This is a genomic window from Geminisphaera colitermitum TAV2, assembly GCF_000171235.2.
Lineage (GTDB): Bacteria > Verrucomicrobiota > Verrucomicrobiia > Opitutales > Opitutaceae > Geminisphaera > Geminisphaera colitermitum.
Map to the genome: position 1 here is coordinate 40,945 of NZ_ABEA03000188.1, position 17,641 is coordinate 58,585.

Here is a 17,641-nt window from a genome sequence, read left to right on the forward strand (position 1 = left end):
TTCAGATTTCAGAAAGAGGGAATGGGCAAGGAAAGGGAATGGCGAAAGGTGGTGCTTATTTTTTCGCTGGTTCGAGAGAGTAGCCGTCCTTGCGGTCGATCATGGTCCAGCCGGTGGCAGCGATTTGGGCGCGGAGGGCGTCGGCGGCGGCATAGTTTTTTTGTTGTTTGGCGGTCCAGCGTTGCTCGGCAAGGGCGGCGGTTTCAGCCGGGATTTCCGCGGGGGGGGGGGGGGGGAGGGGAGTGAGGTCGAGTCCGAGGGCTTGCTGAATGACGCGATCGAAAGCGGCAAGGTCGCCGTGGTGCGCGGGGCGGTGGTCGTAGCTGTTGATTTCGCCAAAGAGCGCGCCGAGGGCGGCGGGGGTGTTGAGGTCTTCGCGCAGGGCGTTGAGGACGGCGTCGAAACGGGTGCTGGGCGCGTGGTCGGGTTTGAGTCCGCGCTTGACGAGCGAGTCTCGGAAGTGGCGGAGCGTGGCGAGGGCTTTTTCGGCGGCGTGGAGGGAGTCGAGCGTGAAGTTGAGTTGCTTGCGCGGGTGTCCGGCAAGGAGCGCGTAGCGAAGGGCGGCGGGGGTGTGGCCCATCTCGCGGAGTTGGTCGAGGGTGTAGAGGTTGTTGAGCGATTTGCTCATTTTTTTCCCGTCAACGAGGAGGTGTTCGCTGTGATACCAGTGGCGGGCGAAGAGGGTGCCGTTGCAGCACTGGCTTTGGGCGATCTCGTTTTCGTGATGGGGAAAAAGAAGGTCCACGCCGCCGGTGTGCAGGTCGATGGTGTCGCCGAGGTGTTTTTTGCTCATGGCACTGCACTCAATGTGCCAGCCGGGACGGCCTTGTCCCCAGGGGCTGGGCCAGAAAACGTCGCCATCCTCGGGTTTGCGGGCTTTCCAGAGGGCGAAGTCGGAGCCGTCTTCTTTTTCGTCGGAATCGTGCGCGGCGGCCGGGGCGGCATTGCCGGAGGCAAGGGCGGAGCCGGGTTTGAGTTCGCGTTCCTTGACGCGGGAAAGGGCTCCGTAGCCGGGAAAGGAGTTGACCTTGAAATACACGGAGCCGTCGGCGGCGCGGTAGGCGTGGCCTTTGCGCTCAAGGATGGCGATCATGTCGATTTGTTCCGCAATATGCGTGGTAGCCGCGGGTTCGACGTGGGGCGGCAGGCAGCCGAGAGCGGTGCAATCGGCGTGGAATTTTTCGGTCCACTGGAGGGTGACGTCGGCTAGCGGACGTTTCTCTTCGCGTGAGCGGCGGATGGTTTTGTCGTCCACGTCGGTGAGGTTGCGGACGTGGCGCACGCGGTCAGGGCCAAATTCGATTTCGAGGAGGCGGCGGATGAGGTCGTTGACGACAAAGGTGCGGAAATTGCCGATATGGGCCGGGGCGTAAACGGTGGGACCGCAATTATAGAAGCGAAAAAACCCGTCGGCGTGCGATGGAGCAAGTTCGCGGGCTTCGCGGGAAAGGGAGTCGTGGAGACGGATGGACATGGAGCGGATCGGTGTGCGTGAAAGGAAACCGTTAACAGGTTTCACAGCATGGCGTGAAGGGGATTTTATTAGACTTCTTACATCGCACAATAGGCATTCCGTAAGATAATAATAATTAGTATGTTGCGATACTGAATGCTCCCGATTGGTATTTTGTAACCCATTGAAAATCAACATGAGGACTGCCCCCCTTTCTTTCGTGGGTGGTACCGGCGAATTTCGGCCAGAACTTCCCACACTTTTTCAGGCGGAACACCCGCCAGTTCGTTTGCGAACGTAGAGACCAGCGCATTGCTGGACGAAAAACCTAGTATCCCGGCCATTGTATCCAAACGGACACGACATGAAGCCGTCAGAATGATTTTATATTGGTCCTTGACCTCTTCGCTCATGCGCTTCGCTCCCATTTCCATCCGAGGTATTCATCCAAAAATTCCCATGCCCAGCGCGTGCGGCGGGCACGGCCAATGCCACCGTTGGAACGGGCGGCGCGCTCGAAATTCCGCCAGCCACTCACCCGCAACATGGTTTCCAACGCGGCCACACTGCGCGGATGCAAAACGTGCTCACCCACGCGTAATTGAAGAATGGATACATTGCTTTTTGCCAATACTTCCAGCCGCGAAAAGAGGCGAGCGGACGAGCGGAAAACCTCTCGCCCCCTCGCCTCTGTTACCAGAACCACCGGCACAGGGAGCCGGAGAGTCAACGGCACGTCGTCACTGGCGACCGCAGCGCCCGGCGTGGGGGACGCCGAACGGTGAAAACGGGCGTATTGGCCGGGGGATGGCATGTCAGCTGATCCGAGTGAATTTGCCGTCACTCTTTTTGATCCAGAATATCAAATCTTCCGCCCGATATTGGTTGGAATTTCCGTGAAAACGGTAATCCCCAAAATCGTCAATCTGGCGGATTTTAAAGGCATAGGGTTTGTTGTCATCGCCCAAGCCTTGGCGGTAGTATTTGGACGATTTCTTGATCGTCGCAAACAGAGTGAAGGGACCACTGGTAAAGCCGACCGGCTTAAGGTTGGCTGTTTCATCAACGGGGGGGATTTCGGTTTGTGTGCTCATTGTCTTTTTGTCGGGTTGTTTTGTCGGTATTGTGAGTTTGGATACTAGCGGAGAACCGCCCTCGCGCCCGGCCAGCCCCGACAAAAGGACTGGTCGCGGGCGCGGAGCGGGGAAATCAGACCCCGGTGGCGGGTTGGGCCGTTTTCCCGTCATGGGCTGACGGGGCCACCGGGGAAATTGGGTAAAGTTCGGTCTCGACGGGGTGGAATCCGGCCTTTCTCAACCGGCGATGAATGCCGAGGATTCCGGCACGCAAATACTTGAGGGGGATGCGCTCTCCCGCCGTGACGGTAATGCGTAAATCGTATTCCGCGGTGGGACCTAACGCAGTCACGTTACGTAACCCGCGAATCTGCTTAAGCATGCAATGTACATGCGGGTGAATCCACTTTTCTATCTCACTCGGCTTGGCAACATAACGAGGACGCGCTTTGGCGCGTGTTCCGGTATCCTTGAGCTTAATCTGGGCATCCCAACCTTTGCGTAATCGGGCGTTGATCCTGTTTATCCGTTGAGTCAGCCCGGCTTTGGCTTTATCGCGGCTGGCGAGTTCGGACGCTTGCGGGCGTGTTTCGGTGCGGGGGGATGATTTGTGTTTTTGGCCCATGTATCACATGTAACGTTAAAAACGTTTTTAACGTCAATCATGTTTTAAGGGCAGGATGATAAAAGGCGTTATGAATCCATCACCTGAAAAGCTAGATTCCCGCCTCGAACTTCGCCTTTCAACAGACACGTTCGAGATCCTCAAAAAAATCCATGTGTTGCATAAGATTCCACCCCAAGAACTACTTCGAGGGCTGGCGGATGGTGTAGCTGATTTTTTTAAGCAGCACAAATTTTTCCAATTCCCCGCCGTGATCCAACCGGCGCATTTTCTAAATCAGGAAAGCAAAACAGATGCCCCGTCGATCATCACGCGTGCAGGATCGGAGATGCAGGATCCTTTCGTAACTACGGTCAGTGATGAAGATTCCGAGGGCCAACCAACGGATCATGTCCAATCTTACTCCCGAGGGCAGATACCAACCGCTGAATTTGAGAGTAAGCAGCGCCATGCTATTTTGAACAGACGGAATCAATCCAAAAAATCCCGCGATTTTAACAGGCATCAACAGATGCTTGCCGACAAAACAGCAGGGAAAATTCCTGCCAAAAAATAACCGAAGAACCCATCAAATGAGCGAACTGACCCCCGACGACGATCATACCGATGAAGAAATCGAGGATGCAAAATCCTTGGCGCTGTTACTGACCGAATTTGTTAGCCGAGGAAACCAGATGCCGTTTGCCTTTGATGAAAAATGGAAACGTGACGCGCTCATGCTGTCCGAAATGTCGGCAAAACTTTCCCATCCTGAACAACTTTCTGGGGATGAGCTTTATGATGTTGTTGATGCGTCGATGGCTCCCTTTGGCAGATGGGCAGAGCGATATCCATTACCCTTTTTGAGCAAGTTCGATTACCCTTACGAAACGTTCAGCTTTGATCCTTTTGACGGGCTAAATCTCCCCTTGGATTTCCCGGACAACTACTGATTGCCTCTATGACGCAGCCGGCGTGACAAGCCGGCGCCCGGTCACGATCGAGCGGTCACGATGCCGTTGCCGTGACTGACCAGGCACGCGACTCCCGCGGCAAGTCACGCGCAATATCCAGCCGCGTCATTTCCGGCGCACCTCGATACGGATCGACAAAAAAGCCCGCCGTGGCAGGCGGGCCGGGAGAGGGCAGGGGAGGGGAAGCGCGTCAAAGGCGGAATGCCGCGGTAATCTTGCGCCTGATGGCTTGTTGTCGGGCCAGTGCGACTCGCCCCGTTATGCTCGAAATTCTTGCGCGAGGGATGACATACATAAAGCTGCAACAGACGAGGGTAAGCCTGTCCAATCCGTCCGCGCCGTTCAGCAACACTTCATCTTCCTGCGCGGGGATTGCCGGGCGTTTGCTCGTGCAATAGAGAACGTTGAGGCGGTGGGCCTTGTCCGATTCGCTGTATTCTTTCGGTGAGATAATTACGGCATGATGCTCGTCTTTATCTTCCGAGTTAATACGCACTTTGACAATATCCCATTGGCGCAAGGTGGTGTTTGTCATTCCGGGAAAAACTCATCCGCACCGTTTATCATGCGCAAGCGTTCATCAGTGAGTTTGATCGCCCCCTCTGGCAAATGCTCAATGGGAACAATTTTGCGTGCGACCTTGGCGCGGCGCAGCACAGGGCGGCGTTTGGCTTTGGGTGCCGGGCGTGGAAGTGTAGCAGTGCTCATATTCGCAGACTGTGAGCGGGAACGGCGGGTTGTCCAGCCTGCGACTGCGACAACCCCAGCGAATCCGGCGAGGGCGGCTAACATGTGCGCAGGCTTCATTTTTTGCGTTTTATCAGAGCATAGACGGCTCCAATGGCAAACAGCGTGCCGCCTATGATACCATAGGCTTTTTTCCAATTTCCGAACAGCCTGTTCAGCGTCGGATTCACTGGCTGGCCGAGCCCGTCGTATTTAATCGCCTGCCCGCGCAACACAGTCGGCACGCCAACCACAGCGATTGCGGCGATAATTGCAGCCAGCCATGACATTGCGCCGCCGCTGATTTTCCGCATGACGATGGCAGGGAGGGCGATTGCCGCGAGAAATGCCCCAGCCCAAGCGGCAGCATAGGAGTTAAGGTAACGCATGTTACTTCCCTCTTTTGTGGCGGGAGACTTTGCGGCCTGCGAGGGTGTAAACGTTGCCGCGCTTGCGACGGGCGCGTTTCTTCGCGGTGGCGTAGCCGCCCGCGCGTCCAACAATGGCGGCGGCGCGTTTGCGCGTGGCCGGTTTAGCGAGGGGGATGCGGCGTTTCGTTCCCTTGGCTTTGGTGCGTTTTTTCATGGCGAGAAATTGGGAGAGAGGGGGAGGGGGGGGGCATGGCTTCGCGCCGCCATTTCCAGACCAGATAAGCGATGCCTAGCAATCCGCCGATGGCGGCGATGATGCCGTTGATGTGATCGAGTGTGAGGCTCGCCGTCGCGGGAACAGCGGCGGCGATGCAGTCGGCGAGTTTGGTGCGGAGGGCGGCAAACATGGTTACTTGGCTTTCTTTTTCGGTGTTGGTGCCGGTGTCGGTAGGTAAGGGCGAATCAGCACGAACACGTAAGCGACGATGGCTCCGCCGATCACCCAGCGAAGCCAGACGGGGATGCTGCCGAGAATGCCCTTCCCAACGGTGTCGATTGCGGTGTTGATGCGGACGGGGAGTTCCTCAACGGACTCAGCAATTGCGGAGGGGACGCGTTCCGCCATCGTGGACGTCAGCTTGGTTCCAGTCACAACGTTGCCGAAAATGGCATCTATGTTGGCGGCGGCCTCTGTCTCGGTGATCAGGCCGTCCTCTTGTTGCCGCTCCACGATTCCCGCCATTCGCGCTGCGTTATTTTCCTGCGCTTGGAGCGCGTCTGTGGTCCCTGTGGCCCAGCCGACTATCTTTGTCCACAATGTCATCGTTTTGGTCTCCTTTATTCGTAGTTAATTAATCAATACGCGTCCCCAAGAAATTTCAAAGTCGAGTGTCAGCGTGTGGTCACTGTCCTTGGTTTGGGGCTGGTCAAAGATGATACGGAAAATGGGGTAAAAGGTCTGGTAATCCCACCAGCCGAAACCGGCGCAACGGACGACAGCAATGTTGCCGTCGTTGATGGTGAATGTGGCGCGGTAGGTGTAGCGGCGACTTCCGCCGATGTAATTGGCGCGGATGGGTTCGACGGTTTTGACGGTGCCGGTGAGCGAGCCCGCGCCGGATTCGAGATGCGCGGCTTTGTGAATATCCGTGGAATCAGACACAAAAACCGGAATATAATAATTATACGCGTTGCAGGGGTGGAAGCGATGATTCCAGTTGAGATTTTCCAACTGCTGTTTGCCTCCGCCTGCGATCCATGCGGGAAAAGCGATGTTTTCGGGGGCCAGCGGTGAGACCGTGATGGCGAGTTCGAGAACGATCTTGAGTTGCTGGCCTGAAACCAGCGTGACACCCCCGGCAGCGAGCACGTCGCGGCCAAAGAGGTTGCCGCCCGCTCCGTTCCAGCGCGACCAGCCGACTTCCTGAATGGTGACCTGTTGCGAGACGGCGGCGAAAACAAAGGTGCGTTTTAAGACGATTTTGCCGTCCAGAAGGTTGACACTGTTGTCGTCTGCTCCGGTGCCGAGCGTGGAGGTGCGCATGTATTCTGCGGCAAGGCCGGTCTGGTTGACATACCAAACGGTGCCGGGGGTGGGGATGGCGGAGGTGCGGGCCGTGGCAACGGTGACAGTCGTGGTGTCGGTGTACGCCTCAATGGGCATTTCTTCGCCGGTATCCAGTTTTAGGAGACGTCCGGCATCCTGAGCGACGAAGAAACCGGCAGAGGCGGTGACGGTAGTGCCGTTTTGGGTGAAGGTGACTTCACCGCTGGCGCGTTTGGTGGGATCGGTGCCTTTTCCGGCAACAGCGTAATTGACGACTTCATCCCAGCGATAGGAGGCGATGTCTTCGAGGCCGCGGTTGAGGATGAGGTTGCGGCGCCACGGGCGGGAGTCGGCAAGGGTGCCGTCCGGGTTGATCACGTCGATTTGGTAGCGGATGGCCGCGCCTTGATGTGAATGGATTTTCATGCGTCTGCGTTTGCGGGTTGGGCTTGATATAAAAATGCGGTGACTGCGGTTTTTTGCGAAAGGGGGTGTGCGGCGGAGTAACGGCCAGCGGTCTGCATGGCCGCGCCTGCAAAGCCGGTGCGTTGCGCGGTGGCATCTGTGTGCGCATCGGTGGGCATGGGTTCGTAAGTCCACGCGGTTGCGCCGGTGCGTTGTGTTGTGGTGTCCGTGCGGGACAGAGGAGGGGAGGGGGTGTAAGCGCCCCATTTGATGCCGAGGGTGCGGGCGTCTTCCGTGATGAGAGGGCGTCCGTCCTCAGTGACGAGGATTACGGGCCGGATGCCGGTACGTTGCGTGGGGGGGACGGTGCAGGGCAGGGTAGGGGAGGGGGCGTAACCGCCCCATTTGATGCCGAGGGTGTGGCCGTTTTCCGTGATGAGAGGGCGTCCGTCTTCAGTGACAAGTATCACGGGCCGGATGCCGGTGCGTTGCGTGGGGGGGACGGTGCGCGAGGTGACGGCAGTCAACTCATAGAGCGTGCCGGTCAACGCGGTGCGTTGCGTGGTGGCGGGCCGGTGATAGGGAACGCCACGGCGCGGTCCCACCCACAGGAGGGGCGTCGGGATGCGTTGAGTCTGTGCCTGCTGAAAAATCATCCGTTTACGGCGTGGGAATGGCGCTTTCGGCGGCGGCTTTGACGGCGAGGGGAACAAGACCACCGATAACTTTCGTCATCTCAGCGAGGGACTGTGCTTGCGCGGCATTTGCGGCCCCTGCGCTGTCCATCACGGTTGATGCGTCGGTTTTGATGGAAGCGGCGCGCAAAACGTAATCTCCAGCGACAAGTTCCAGTTTCTCAGCGGCCATGTTTTTCGGAAGCACAAGCTCAACGCTTCGTCCCTCCGGTGTTGAGAAATGCAACCGTGTGGCGGCGTCGCTAGCGTTGGTTCTTTGAAAGGCCGCGCAGCCGGAAAGGACGGCGAGCGCGGCGAGTAGTGTGATAGTGAATACTATTTTCATTTTTGGTTATCGTTTAATGTGACGTTGACGGTAAAAATCGGGGAGACGGGCGGAGGGTTTTGATGGATAGGGCAGTCCGGTGCGTTTGCTGTAATTGTCGCGCCATGCCCCCCCCCCTCCCATGCGCACTGCGCGGTAAATGGTGCTCCGGGTCAGCCAGTTCACTCCGAGGGCTTCCATCGCTTCGAGGAAGATGGCGTCAGCTTCCGCACGCGTGAGGAGGATGTTGTCGGATTTGTTCTCTTCCGTTGATTGGTTGGCGTAGAGAAAATCATGGATGATTGCGGCGGCGGTGTATTTACCAGCGGGCGGAAACACGCGCCAAAAGAGGCGCGGGATGCTGGCAAGGTCGGTGAAAAATCCGGTGGGCAGGTCAATGCGCCCGTGCGTGTCCGAGATGAACGCAAAGGGCGCGGCGAGTAGCAGCGCACGGTCTTGACCGAGGATGGTCTTGGTCTTGAGGGATCGTGGAAATTTGACGAGTGCGGCAGTCATTTTTGTTCGGCGGCGAGGGCGCGAAAGAGGTCGATGCGGGCGGACTCGACGGCGGCGGAGCCGCGGCGTTTCTCACGTCCCTCGATCTGGCGCTGCCAGATGCCGAGAGGCGTGCCATTTGGGAGGTCGCCAATCGGGCGCGTGATCCCGGCATCCGTCATGAGTCGCGACACGTAGGCGCTGCGCGGGATGAGCGGATTGACAGGCGCATCGGGCAGACTGGCGGGTTTGACCTCCGGTTCGGGAGCGCGCACATCCTCGACCTTGACCGGGTCTTGCGCGGAGGCGGCGTCCACACATCGCGGGGCCGGTGTCACGGCGGGCTGTGCGGCGGGCGGTTTTTCGATACGCGCAACCATTGCGAGCCGTTCCAACATGGTCGGTTGTTTGGGCGCTGTCGGCGTGATGTCGGCGAGACAGAACAGGCCGGGCAACATGAGGAAAGGAACGAGCAACAGAGTGCGCATGGCGGCGAATATTTGGGTTGGTGTTGCATCGGAGCCGCCGTCGCGGCCCCGGTTGTAGTGGCGGATTGATTACGGCTGCGCTTTTTCCGAGACGGCGATGGAAGTCACGAGCTTTTGAAGCCATGCGTCACGAGCCGGACTAGCGTCTCGTTTGTCCACGGCGCGGGCCTCGGCTTTGAGCAAGGCAAGTTCCTGTGCAGGCGTTTTGGTCAGCAGGTATTTGCTGAACCATTGTGTATAACCCTTATCAATCGCCCCCTTGCCGATGGCTTTGATGTAGGCGTTTTCACGAATCGACGGATTTTCCAGACGCTTTGCAGCCTTGGAAAACGCATGAAGATTGCCAGTCGTCACCTCTGTGACGGCGATTTCTTCGGCGCTGGCGAAGTTGGAGATGTAGAGCGAGGGCGCATACTCACGCGCCAGATCCTGCACGGGGGGGATGCCGGGCAATGGCTGAATGGGATCGGTCTCGCGGGTCAGCGCGTTAGTGTAGTTGCGGATAATCAGACCGGCGATGTTTGGGGCGAGGGTTTTCACCTCGGCGATGACGGGCAGGCCAAGGGCGAACACGGTGGCATCATTGGTGGCGCGCCATGCCTTGTAATTGGCGGCGCGGTCGGCCTGAGTGGCACCCTTGGCATACTCGGTTTCACCCTGTTTTTGCAGGGCAACGGCCTGTTGCGCGGCAGACAAAACCGGCGCGGGAGCGGCGGCGAAAAGCGCGCCGGCAAAGCTGGCAACGCTGAGGAGGATCATGAATTTTTTCATGGTGTGTTATGTTGGTTTTGTATTTTATTTACGAATACCAGCGAACGTCGCCGGAAATGGATCAGGGGTTGGGGGCAACGAGCGCAAAGGTGGGCACGATGGGGTGCCAGATGTTTTCATAAGAGCCGCCGCTGATGCGCTGGTAACTCCAGATGAGGTTCGGGTTGTCTGGCCGGATCGTTACATCAACGGGGACAACCACGATGGCAGCGGCAATGGTCGCGCCGGTAGAACTGCGCATCGCGTAGATGCTTTCAGTGGTGGACTGTCTGCGCCAGCGGCGGCGGTCGGTCCAGCCCGAATCCGTGAAAAACACGGTGGGTTTCGGCCCGGTCTGGCCTGACACTGCCACGCGCGCGGGGTCTGGCGAATGATAATACAGATACAAATCCGTAAACGGCGAGTGCTCGCCGAAATTCGAAACCGTGGCCTTGAGTTCGAAATCGGTAAAATTGGCTCCGAGCGGAAGAGTGAAAATGGCGAACTTGGGCGCACGCGCCAAGCCGTTGACCGTTGTTCCCTCTGGCACGGTCAGCGTGCCAGAGATTTCAGTCTGCCCGGTCAGTTTCGCGTCTTTGATCGGTGTGGCGGCATACGCCGCGCCTGCCACAAAAAGGAAAATGAAGAGAATGCGTGTCATGGCAAAATGAGGCAAACGAGGATGTGCCCGGAGATGGATGGCGGGCCGGAGAGTTCGACGGTGAAGCCGTACATCGTGATCGACTCGGCAACTGGGTTTGCCCAAAGGTTATCGCCGTTTTCGGGCTTGGTAATGGAACAAAAGATACGCGATGGAGGCGCGGCAAAAGGGGAGGGGAATTCGACAATCACGGCGGATGCACCAGCGGAAATGGGTGTGGATACCAGCACAGGGGCGAATCCGCCGCCGCCGATCTTCGACACGGCGAGACGGCGCGAGCCGGACGGCCCGGACACCATCAGAAAATCATCTGGGTCGATTACCTCGGCATCGGGTAGATCGGTCAACTTGGTCGGGATGTAGTCTTCAGGGCTCATTTTAGAGAATCCACCAAAGTTCGTGCATGGCGACGGCCACCGGCGCCGCGTTGGGATTGTGAATGCGCAGATAACGGCTGGTCTGGACGTTGATCGTTTCGCCGGGCCGGACTACGCCGCCCGGGTTGGGAGAGATGTTGTCGAATAGTTGCAGGGTGCCTTCTGGAGACAGGTTGGAAATAACCACACATTTGCGGCGTGTGCGGTTGGCTCTGGGGATGCCGTCCAACACGACGGGGGCGACTGTCGTGATCGTGTCGCCGGGGATGGTGACAAACTCGGTGTTTTCCTCAATCTGGCGGCGGCCCGCCTCAACAAATTCCGTGTACCCCACCCATACTGAGATTTTCGCGGTTTGCCTGTCCAACATCCGCAATTCGATTCGCTCAAAATCCTCGCCTTCGAGGAAGCGAAAGCCTTCCCCGGCGTGAAGCACGCTTTCGGGGCAATTATCCACTTTGACAATGACGGCGGAGGGCGCATCCACGATGCGGAAATAACGTCCGCTCGCCGAAAGCGGGTAGGTTTCGCCCTCCGGAATAATGGGGCGGACTAGACGGCTGTGATATTGGATCATGGTTATTTGTTGGCGAGGATGAGGAGACCGATGCCAAGGACGGCGGCGGCCCCGCCGACCACCCACTTGTTTTCGGTGAGTCCAGGTGACTTGTTTTCCGCGAATTTCTCCGTTGTGCTTTCAATCAGGCGCTCTGCGGTGCCGATGCTGTCTGCGCTTTGGGCTTTGGCGGCGTTGATCGTGGAGAGCGTGGTTGAGTGCTGGTAGGAAAGGGCAGTGCGCAGCGCGTCGATGGTTTCGGCGGTATTGTCGCCCGCGAAATCCAGCGCGGCGCGATGCGATTCGTTGACGGCGTCAATGGCGTTCTGAGTTGCCCCGGATACCACACCAAGCGCGGCACTTGTGGTGAGGTAATTGGCTTCGAGGGATGCCCGGTTGGCGTCTCCCACGGTGGCAAAAGCGGCGTTGGCGGTGAAATAATTGGATGCCAGCGCGTCGGAGGCAGTGGATTTTTGTGCTTCGATGGATGCGGCGGCAGTGGCCTGTTGCGCTTCGACAGCGGCGGCGGCGGCTTCCGCACTGGCAAGGCTGGCAGTGCCTGCCGTGGCGAGCGCGGCGTTTGTCGTCAGATAGTTGGCTGCAAGAGCATCAGACACGGTGGCAAACGCGCCTTCGACCGCTCCGTAATCGGTCGCCGTCGTCACTGTCGTGAGCGAGATGTTGCTGTTGTTTCCAACCTTCCCGTTTTGCAGCAAGGAGCCGGTGTTGTCGGATTGGTCGATGGTGTTTCGCGAACCCGTGGTGGAAATGGCGTTGTCTTTGGCCGTTGCCCCCTGCCCGCTCCGGCCAACCGAGAGGGCGAGTTCTTGCGCACTGGATGTGGCAGAATAGTCCGTGGCGTTGGTATCGTTACTGGATTTTGATCCTCCAAAGAGTCCCATTTTATTTCCTCCGTTTTCGATTTTTCCCGCCCGTCAAAAAAGCGATGAGCCCGCCAACAAAAACGACGGCGGCGGCGACCCCGCCAATGAGAATCCATGTAGTGCCTGACAAACTACTGACGGCGGTTGTCATGGTTTGGAAGGGGTTGGACGGCGACGACGGTGCGTAATTTAGGGGGACGGACGAACCATCCTTCGCCGTGGCGGCTATGGCTTCGGCAGTGGCGGTAACTCCGTTGTCTCTGGATGTCAGGTCCGTGTTTGTCGAAATGCCTCCCGTCCAATTCCCTCCGACAATCTTGGGAGAAAAAATCACAGTGCCAGCGTTGCTCGCGGCCCCGATGGCGTCGGTGCCTGCAAATGAGTTGCTGCCTGCGATGTCGAGCCAGCTCATGGTGGATTAGCGACGACGGGCCATGAGGACGATGCCTCCGAGTGCGAGCACAACGGCGACGGCAAGGCCGATAATGTGTCCGGTGGAGAGCTTGAAACCGCCGCCCGTGGCGGCAGACTTGGCTTGTGCGGCAGCGGCTTGAGCGGCGGCGGCCTGTGCCTGTGCCTTGGCTACTTCAGCTTCGTTTTTGGAAGTCTGATACGAGCCGAAATATTGAAGCCCGGTGTTGAGCAGGTTGCTCAGCGTGCCGGATGAGGAAAGATCAAAGAGTGAGTCCATGTGCGTTTTTTCCCATCCGCGCCTGTGCGGACGCGGACGGGGGACGTTGAGCGTTGCGGTTGATGGTGCGTAGGACTCAGCCCTCGAACTTGGACAGAATCTTCTCGTAAAGCATGTTCACCGCTTGGGCCTGCGGGCTGGTGACTCGCAAAAGCAGCTTCGAAGCGATGAGTGCATCTGTCGCCCCGAGAAGATCGAAGCACAGCGAGAAGTTGAAGGCGGTAGAATCCACCTGCGCATCGGCAAGGATGCGGGCAAGCTGTTCGCGCTTGAGATCGTAGAACAGCAGATCGTCCGCCGTGATGTCCACATGGCTGATGTCGTTGGCGGCTTCGAGATGCACGCGGGCAAGCCGTGTGTTCACCGGCAGCGATGGAATGTCGAACTGGCCTTCGTTGGCCTGTTCCGTGATGATGCCTTGGGCGATGATGGTTTTTAGGCGAACAGCATTGCCGTTGGCATCCTTCCCGACCGTGACACCCCTGTCGAACGTGCGCACGCCGTCGATACGGATGATGTCGGTTTCCTCCGCTTGTTCCTTGAGTGTGATTTCGTAGGTGAAGGATTTTTCCCCAACCATATCCCATGCGGTGCGGAGCACGGCGTCGGGAGTTTGCTGCCAGTATTCGGCAAAGTAGATGGCAAGTTCATTGTCCACTTGAGGCATCTTGTTGAACTTGGCGATGCGACGGATGCGGGGGGCGCTCAGTTCACGAACAGTTTTGCCGTTCACATAGAGCGTCACCTTGTCGATGATTTCTTCCACTGGTGCGGGTGCGTTGTTCCGATAGCAGAAAAAACGAAGGTCCATATAACGGACGTTGAGAGGCAGGGAACCGGTGGCAGTGCCCCCGGGAACCACGCCGGTCATTCCGATGATTCGATTGTGTAAAAACATGGTGTGTTTTCGGTGTTGTGGGTTGCGGTTGGCGGGTGGATGTGGCGGTTAGGCGGCGGGGGTGCCGTTAACGACTTTGGCGACGGTCTTGCTGCGGTTGACGAGGGCGAGCCCGGCAATCACGCCGATTGCCGAGACGACGATGGCGATGATGTAAGGAACGAATTTTTTCATTTTCATGATGTGGTGTAGTGCGGTTTGCGATACGTGCGATGAAGGCCCCTTTATCGTTCCTCCACTGCCCCCGCGAAAGCCTTCCGATGGACCAAAAACGGAAGGTTTGAGCCCTTTTGGGCCAAAAGCGGAAAAGATGGGAAGTTTTCGCCAAAAAGGGGAAGCCCGCACGGTCACAGGCAACCACTCCCCCCTTCCCCCCTCGCGAGCGAGGGGGAACCACCCACCACAAACGCCGAGTCGAGTAGCCCCCCATCACACGCCGTGGGTGGGCGTTTTCATGCGCTCAATTTCAGGAGCCGCGCCGGGGTGTAGCGATTCGTTTTGTAATAAAAACAGCGAGGTGGAAGGCTCGCGGCCTTGAGCAACACGGGATCGTTGAACTCTTTTGACCACAACTTCGCCGGGTCTGCCTGAACGGAAAACAGCGCGAGGGATGTGCAGTTTTCCCGGATGGCCGGATGCACCTGTGCCGCCCGCTGACTCACAAAAAAACAGCGATGCCCAAAGTGACGCCCCTTGGTAAAACAGCGGTGAAAACCGAGATCGTATTTAGCCACCTCCGCATCCGCCAACTCCATAAAACAGGCGCAGTTTCGCGCCGCCCAAAACATGCGCAAAAACTCGGCGGGGTCGTCCGTCTGCCAAGAATGGCAGGCAAGCGGCCACGGTTCGATGTCCATGTGCAACACGAGCACGCCGACACCCGACGCCTTAAGATGGCTGGCTTTGTGTTTGGCGAGATGGCTTTTGCCACTCCCGGTCTGGCCCAAAATCGCCTCATGTAGTTGTAATGGAACTACGGTCATACTCACACGCGGCGGGCGAAGTAGATGAGTCCCCATGCCACCAACAGGCAGGCAATGCCGGGCAACGCGGCGAGGACGGTGCAAACGGCCCATGCGACGCCTCCACAGACGCAGACGACGGCGATTCCCCAAAGCGCCCAGCGCACGAAAAACGCCACAAGTTCATCCGCCGCTTCGTAACGACGACGGCGAGGCGGAGCGGCGGGCGGGGTGGGTTTGGCGGGTTTGGTTGTGTTGGCTTTCATTGTTTGGCTTGGTCGAGATTATTGCAGCCCATCAGTAGCGAAGGGGTCTTTTGCGCCCGTTGAAGGCGGCGCAGATGGTGCCGGGGCAGGCGTGGTATGTTTGACAGGGGTAACGGGTTTTGCGGTCGCAAGCGGATCGTCTTTGCTCCCCCACGAATCGCGCCACCGTTTGATTTTTGCAGCGGTTTTGGGGCGCATAGCGGTTTTGATGAGGTAGGCGACCAGCGCCGCGCCAATGGCGAAAATTCCGACAAACCGCCAGCCTCGCGCTCGGAGATAGGAGCCAAGCACGCGAACAAACGAGCGATGTTCCGTTGCCGATGGCGTTGCTTCGTCCATTTCGCCGGTTGCGACACCCGTAACCAGATAAAGGGCGGCGGCGGCGGTCTCCGCCGTGTCCTCTGGAGAACCGACAGGATCGGTGTCCGCGGGCACGGCCTCCGATGCTGGCGGCGGCGTGCCAGACGCCCCGGTCCTGGGAGAATCGGCTTCATCAGAAGGGGGGGGAGGGGGCGTTTCCGGGATGTAACTGGCGGCGGGGGGGGGAGGGGGGGGATTGCCGTTCCCGCTCATTCCCGTTGCCGTTTCCCCCGCCGTTTCCGTTTTTGGGCGACGTCCTCCTTTGGGTATCCATCGCCCCGTTTTCGGATGCCGTTTTGTGAGATGGATGCGAGAGTCAAAAAGGACTCCGGCAGAGTCCCGTTCCCCAACGGGCAATCCCGTTGGTTTCGGTGTTTCCGCCGTTTGGGAATCGGGATTCGCCGGTTCAGTCGCCGGGCTCGCCGCCGTCGCTTTGGGCATTTCGGTACTCGTGATCTCCGCCACGTTTACAGTTTCGATTTTTGGTTCGTTTTCGGTGCTCATGGTAAAAGGCAAAAAGGGGGAGGAAACGGTTACGGCAGCGTTTCAAAATGGGGATGCGCAGCGGAATAAACGCGGATGGGCTGGCGGGCCAATTCCCATGCCCTTTGCGCGGGAAATCCTCTGCGCCGATACGACAGCCAACGGCCAACGCGACGACGGAATTGGTGCTCGGTTCGGGTTTTTCCTTTCATGATGATATACGAACTTCCGTTGGCTGAATCAGGTGTTATGCCACCACTCGAAGAGCAGGGGCTGGATGAATTGTTTCTCGTTCAAAACTGTCTCGACTTGAGCGCAGTAGCGGAGGGCGTGGCGCGGATCGTGGGCGCTTGCGTTTTCCTCCTCGCTATGCCGACCATCGAAACTCCAAGCCATGCTGTCGGAGGAGTGCAGTAATTCACGCACGCTCGGATTGCGTAATGCTTCGATCTTGAGCCCGAAGCCGTGCAGACGGAGGTCGGGCCGCTCGCGCTTGATCGCAAGCAAAATATCCTCCACGACGCCCGGCTCGACGTTACGTTTGCACACTGATCCGACTCCGACCCATGCACCATGCGCGAGTAGCTTTCCGTATTGCTTGACGTGCGACACGTAATCCGGGACGGCGAAACCTTGCAGGACCGGGAGCAAATAGACGCTCCCGACTAACTCACGCAGGCACACGTAACGCTCAATGGTTAACGCTTGGTGCTCTGCCACGGATTTCCCCGTAATTGCCAAAACAAACGGCTCGCACATGTAATCCTGTGTAGCAGCTGCAAGCAGCGTGCCGTTGCTCGACCAACGCCGGACTTGATCGGCGTAATCCTCTGGCTCGTGTCGGTAGCGGCCATGCGTGGTAAGCTCCGTGAATGCCCCGGAATCCATCATCCACGAGTTAACCCGGAAGGGGGATTTGCGCGTGCGCAGACGGTTGACCGACACCATCACGCGGGCGAAGGGCCAACAGTCCGACACATTGCAAATTCCGGGAAAAAATTCCATGTATTCAAAAAGTAATGGCATAACATGTCGCTAGACCGGACGCTCCGCGCCGGTCAGCTTTGGGTTATGCCTTCTAAAATTCGGGTGAGTTTTCCCGCACTGTATGCAGCGCATCCGCACGGGCTGGCGGACCTCTTCGAGGCCGTCCGTCGTGGACTCTATGCCGACCGCTTCACCGCTGGCAGTGTCGATTGTCATGATCCAGAATCCGCGCATCGGGATTTTCCGCTCGAACTTTGTAGAGCCGCAACCGCAGGCATAACCAGCCGGCCGCGCCAATGTCTTGTCAGCCATGTCGCACCTCCTGGTTAGACCTGTTTTTTTGGCCGACTGAAAAGCCGGTCATCCATGCTTCACGAAGCAGGCCAGAATCGAACTCCACTGGGGGCACCGTGTCTCCGCGCTCGCCGTCATAAACACCAAGGTCGAAAGCGATGTGTTCTTGCTCAGTGTGTCCGCAATCAGGGGGACAACCTCCGAGGTCGGGAATGTGCGCCGGTCTAACCAGAGCGCGGGAGGCAACGGGCGTTGCCGTAGTTGTGGTTTCGATACTCATGATTTCCGTGCCTCCTCTGAGGTGTTACGCCGAGGTCGAAAAATGCACGATTTCA

The 17,641-nt window shown here is 58.1% G+C and carries 32 protein-coding genes; 3 read left to right on the forward strand and 29 right to left on the reverse strand.

The features are described from left to right. Positions 1–55 precede the first annotated feature (55 nt). The 4 genes from cysS to OBACDRAFT_RS21625 all read right to left on the reverse strand — a co-directional run bounded on the left by cysS (position 56) and on the right by OBACDRAFT_RS21625 (position 3,154). The gene (gene cysS, locus OBACDRAFT_RS21615) at positions 56–1,474 is read right to left on the reverse strand and encodes a cysteine--tRNA ligase (RefSeq protein ID WP_043589044.1); all 1,419 of its coding nucleotides are present in this window, start codon (positions 1,472–1,474) and stop codon (positions 56–58) included. A 388-nt stretch (positions 1,475–1,862) separates the two neighbouring features. Then, positions 1,863–2,267, reverse strand: coding sequence for a hypothetical protein (locus OBACDRAFT_RS27085; RefSeq protein ID WP_081722258.1), 405 nt, complete (start codon positions 2,265–2,267; stop codon positions 1,863–1,865). A 1-nt stretch (position 2,268) separates the two neighbouring features. After that, on the reverse strand, positions 2,269–2,547 hold the full coding sequence (locus OBACDRAFT_RS21620) for a hypothetical protein (RefSeq protein WP_043588986.1): 279 nt from the start codon (positions 2,545–2,547) through the stop codon (positions 2,269–2,271). A 115-nt stretch (positions 2,548–2,662) separates the two neighbouring features. After that, complete coding sequence (locus OBACDRAFT_RS21625; protein WP_043588987.1) at positions 2,663–3,154, reverse strand: hypothetical protein; 492 nt, start codon at positions 3,152–3,154, stop codon at positions 2,663–2,665. Between the two features lie 70 nt (positions 3,155–3,224). Here OBACDRAFT_RS21625 and OBACDRAFT_RS21630 point away from each other — a divergent pair, with 70 nt between their 5' ends. Both OBACDRAFT_RS21630 and OBACDRAFT_RS21635 read left to right on the forward strand, forming a co-directional pair. Beyond that, the gene (locus OBACDRAFT_RS21630; RefSeq protein WP_157837244.1) at positions 3,225–3,710 is read left to right on the forward strand and encodes a hypothetical protein; all 486 of its coding nucleotides are present in this window, start codon (positions 3,225–3,227) and stop codon (positions 3,708–3,710) included. Positions 3,711–3,726: 16 nt separating this feature from the next. After that, positions 3,727–4,086 (forward strand): hypothetical protein, encoded by a 360-nt coding sequence (locus OBACDRAFT_RS21635; RefSeq protein ID WP_043588989.1) that lies wholly within the window; start codon positions 3,727–3,729, stop codon positions 4,084–4,086. A 211-nt stretch (positions 4,087–4,297) separates the two neighbouring features. Here the strand turns inward: OBACDRAFT_RS21635 and OBACDRAFT_RS21640 are convergent, their stop codons facing one another. The 23 genes from OBACDRAFT_RS21640 to OBACDRAFT_RS21740 form a co-directional block, all read right to left on the reverse strand. Continuing rightward, complete coding sequence (locus tag OBACDRAFT_RS21640) at positions 4,298–4,642, reverse strand: type II toxin-antitoxin system PemK/MazF family toxin (protein WP_043588990.1); 345 nt, start codon at positions 4,640–4,642, stop codon at positions 4,298–4,300. Further along, positions 4,639–4,764, reverse strand: coding sequence for a hypothetical protein (locus OBACDRAFT_RS30935; RefSeq protein ID WP_269799091.1), 126 nt, complete (start codon positions 4,762–4,764; stop codon positions 4,639–4,641). Before OBACDRAFT_RS30935 ends, OBACDRAFT_RS21640 begins: the two co-directional genes overlap by 4 nt. A 146-nt stretch (positions 4,765–4,910) precedes the next feature. After that, the gene (locus OBACDRAFT_RS21645) at positions 4,911–5,147 is read right to left on the reverse strand and encodes a hypothetical protein (RefSeq protein WP_125113632.1); all 237 of its coding nucleotides are present in this window, start codon (positions 5,145–5,147) and stop codon (positions 4,911–4,913) included. Positions 5,148–5,223: 76 nt separating this feature from the next. After that, on the reverse strand, positions 5,224–5,418 hold the full coding sequence (locus tag OBACDRAFT_RS21650; protein ID WP_043582311.1) for a hypothetical protein: 195 nt from the start codon (positions 5,416–5,418) through the stop codon (positions 5,224–5,226). After that, a complete protein-coding gene (locus tag OBACDRAFT_RS21655) occupies positions 5,366–5,611 on the reverse strand; it encodes a hypothetical protein (RefSeq protein WP_043588992.1) in 246 nt (81 codons plus the stop codon). The genes OBACDRAFT_RS21650 and OBACDRAFT_RS21655 overlap by 53 nt, the downstream gene beginning before the upstream one ends. A 2-nt stretch (positions 5,612–5,613) precedes the next feature. Next, entirely contained in the window at positions 5,614–6,027 is a 414-nt protein-coding gene (locus OBACDRAFT_RS21660; protein ID WP_043588993.1) for a hypothetical protein, read from the reverse strand. A gap of 24 nt (positions 6,028–6,051) precedes the next feature. Continuing rightward, entirely contained in the window at positions 6,052–7,176 is a 1,125-nt protein-coding gene (locus OBACDRAFT_RS21665; protein ID WP_043588994.1) for a hypothetical protein, read from the reverse strand. Continuing rightward, positions 7,173–7,811 (reverse strand): hypothetical protein, encoded by a 639-nt coding sequence (locus OBACDRAFT_RS21670; RefSeq protein ID WP_043588995.1) that lies wholly within the window; start codon positions 7,809–7,811, stop codon positions 7,173–7,175. Before OBACDRAFT_RS21670 ends, OBACDRAFT_RS21665 begins: the two co-directional genes overlap by 4 nt. A 4-nt stretch (positions 7,812–7,815) precedes the next feature. Next, entirely contained in the window at positions 7,816–8,175 is a 360-nt protein-coding gene (locus OBACDRAFT_RS21675) for a hypothetical protein (RefSeq protein WP_043588996.1), read from the reverse strand. A gap of 6 nt (positions 8,176–8,181) precedes the next feature. Continuing rightward, a complete protein-coding gene (locus OBACDRAFT_RS25925; protein ID WP_052362356.1) occupies positions 8,182–8,670 on the reverse strand; it encodes a DUF1353 domain-containing protein in 489 nt (162 codons plus the stop codon). Continuing rightward, on the reverse strand, positions 8,667–9,137 hold the full coding sequence (locus OBACDRAFT_RS21685) for a hypothetical protein (protein ID WP_043588997.1): 471 nt from the start codon (positions 9,135–9,137) through the stop codon (positions 8,667–8,669). The genes OBACDRAFT_RS25925 and OBACDRAFT_RS21685 overlap by 4 nt, the downstream gene beginning before the upstream one ends. Before the next feature lie 69 nt (positions 9,138–9,206). Beyond that, complete coding sequence (locus OBACDRAFT_RS21690) at positions 9,207–9,908, reverse strand: hypothetical protein (RefSeq protein ID WP_043588998.1); 702 nt, start codon at positions 9,906–9,908, stop codon at positions 9,207–9,209. 61 nt (positions 9,909–9,969) lie between these two features. Further along, positions 9,970–10,548: a hypothetical protein gene (locus OBACDRAFT_RS21695; RefSeq protein WP_052362357.1), complete on the reverse strand. Its 579-nt coding sequence runs from the start codon at positions 10,546–10,548 to the stop codon at positions 9,970–9,972. Beyond that, positions 10,545–10,925: a hypothetical protein gene (locus OBACDRAFT_RS21700; RefSeq protein ID WP_043588999.1), complete on the reverse strand. Its 381-nt coding sequence runs from the start codon at positions 10,923–10,925 to the stop codon at positions 10,545–10,547. The genes OBACDRAFT_RS21695 and OBACDRAFT_RS21700 overlap by 4 nt, the downstream gene beginning before the upstream one ends. Before the next feature lies 1 nt (position 10,926). Then, positions 10,927–11,502 (reverse strand): hypothetical protein, encoded by a 576-nt coding sequence (locus tag OBACDRAFT_RS21705; RefSeq protein ID WP_043589000.1) that lies wholly within the window; start codon positions 11,500–11,502, stop codon positions 10,927–10,929. Between the two features lie 2 nt (positions 11,503–11,504). Then, positions 11,505–12,383, reverse strand: a complete 879-nt coding sequence (locus OBACDRAFT_RS21710) for a hypothetical protein (RefSeq protein ID WP_043589001.1) — start codon at positions 12,381–12,383, stop codon at positions 11,505–11,507. 1 nt (position 12,384) lies between these two features. After that, on the reverse strand, positions 12,385–12,777 hold the full coding sequence (locus tag OBACDRAFT_RS21715; RefSeq protein ID WP_043589002.1) for a hypothetical protein: 393 nt from the start codon (positions 12,775–12,777) through the stop codon (positions 12,385–12,387). 6 nt (positions 12,778–12,783) lie between these two features. Beyond that, on the reverse strand, positions 12,784–13,056 hold the full coding sequence (locus OBACDRAFT_RS21720; protein WP_043589003.1) for a hypothetical protein: 273 nt from the start codon (positions 13,054–13,056) through the stop codon (positions 12,784–12,786). A gap of 76 nt (positions 13,057–13,132) precedes the next feature. Then, positions 13,133–13,954, reverse strand: a complete 822-nt coding sequence (locus OBACDRAFT_RS21725) for a major capsid protein P2 (RefSeq protein WP_157837245.1) — start codon at positions 13,952–13,954, stop codon at positions 13,133–13,135. Positions 13,955–14,002: 48 nt separating this feature from the next. Continuing rightward, entirely contained in the window at positions 14,003–14,134 is a 132-nt protein-coding gene (locus OBACDRAFT_RS30940) for a hypothetical protein (protein WP_269799092.1), read from the reverse strand. 272 nt (positions 14,135–14,406) lie between these two features. Continuing rightward, positions 14,407–14,943, reverse strand: a complete 537-nt coding sequence (locus OBACDRAFT_RS21730) for a hypothetical protein (RefSeq protein WP_198529965.1) — start codon at positions 14,941–14,943, stop codon at positions 14,407–14,409. After that, a complete protein-coding gene (locus OBACDRAFT_RS21735; protein WP_043589006.1) occupies positions 14,940–15,182 on the reverse strand; it encodes a hypothetical protein in 243 nt (80 codons plus the stop codon). Before OBACDRAFT_RS21735 ends, OBACDRAFT_RS21730 begins: the two co-directional genes overlap by 4 nt. Positions 15,183–15,200: 18 nt before the next feature. Further along, entirely contained in the window at positions 15,201–15,755 is a 555-nt protein-coding gene (locus OBACDRAFT_RS21740) for a hypothetical protein (RefSeq protein WP_157837246.1), read from the reverse strand. Between the two features lie 238 nt (positions 15,756–15,993). On the opposite strand from OBACDRAFT_RS21740, the gene OBACDRAFT_RS21745 reads away from it, so the two are divergent. Continuing rightward, positions 15,994–16,239, forward strand: a complete 246-nt coding sequence (locus OBACDRAFT_RS21745; RefSeq protein ID WP_125068514.1) for a hypothetical protein — start codon at positions 15,994–15,996, stop codon at positions 16,237–16,239. A gap of 26 nt (positions 16,240–16,265) precedes the next feature. Here the strand turns inward: OBACDRAFT_RS21745 and OBACDRAFT_RS21750 are convergent, their stop codons facing one another. Beyond that, positions 16,266–17,003: a deazapurine DNA modification protein DpdA family protein gene (locus OBACDRAFT_RS21750; RefSeq protein WP_157837168.1), complete on the reverse strand. Its 738-nt coding sequence runs from the start codon at positions 17,001–17,003 to the stop codon at positions 16,266–16,268. Between the two features lie 57 nt (positions 17,004–17,060). Then, entirely contained in the window at positions 17,061–17,324 is a 264-nt protein-coding gene (locus OBACDRAFT_RS21755; RefSeq protein WP_157837247.1) for a hypothetical protein, read from the reverse strand. Positions 17,325–17,641 lie beyond the last annotated feature (317 nt).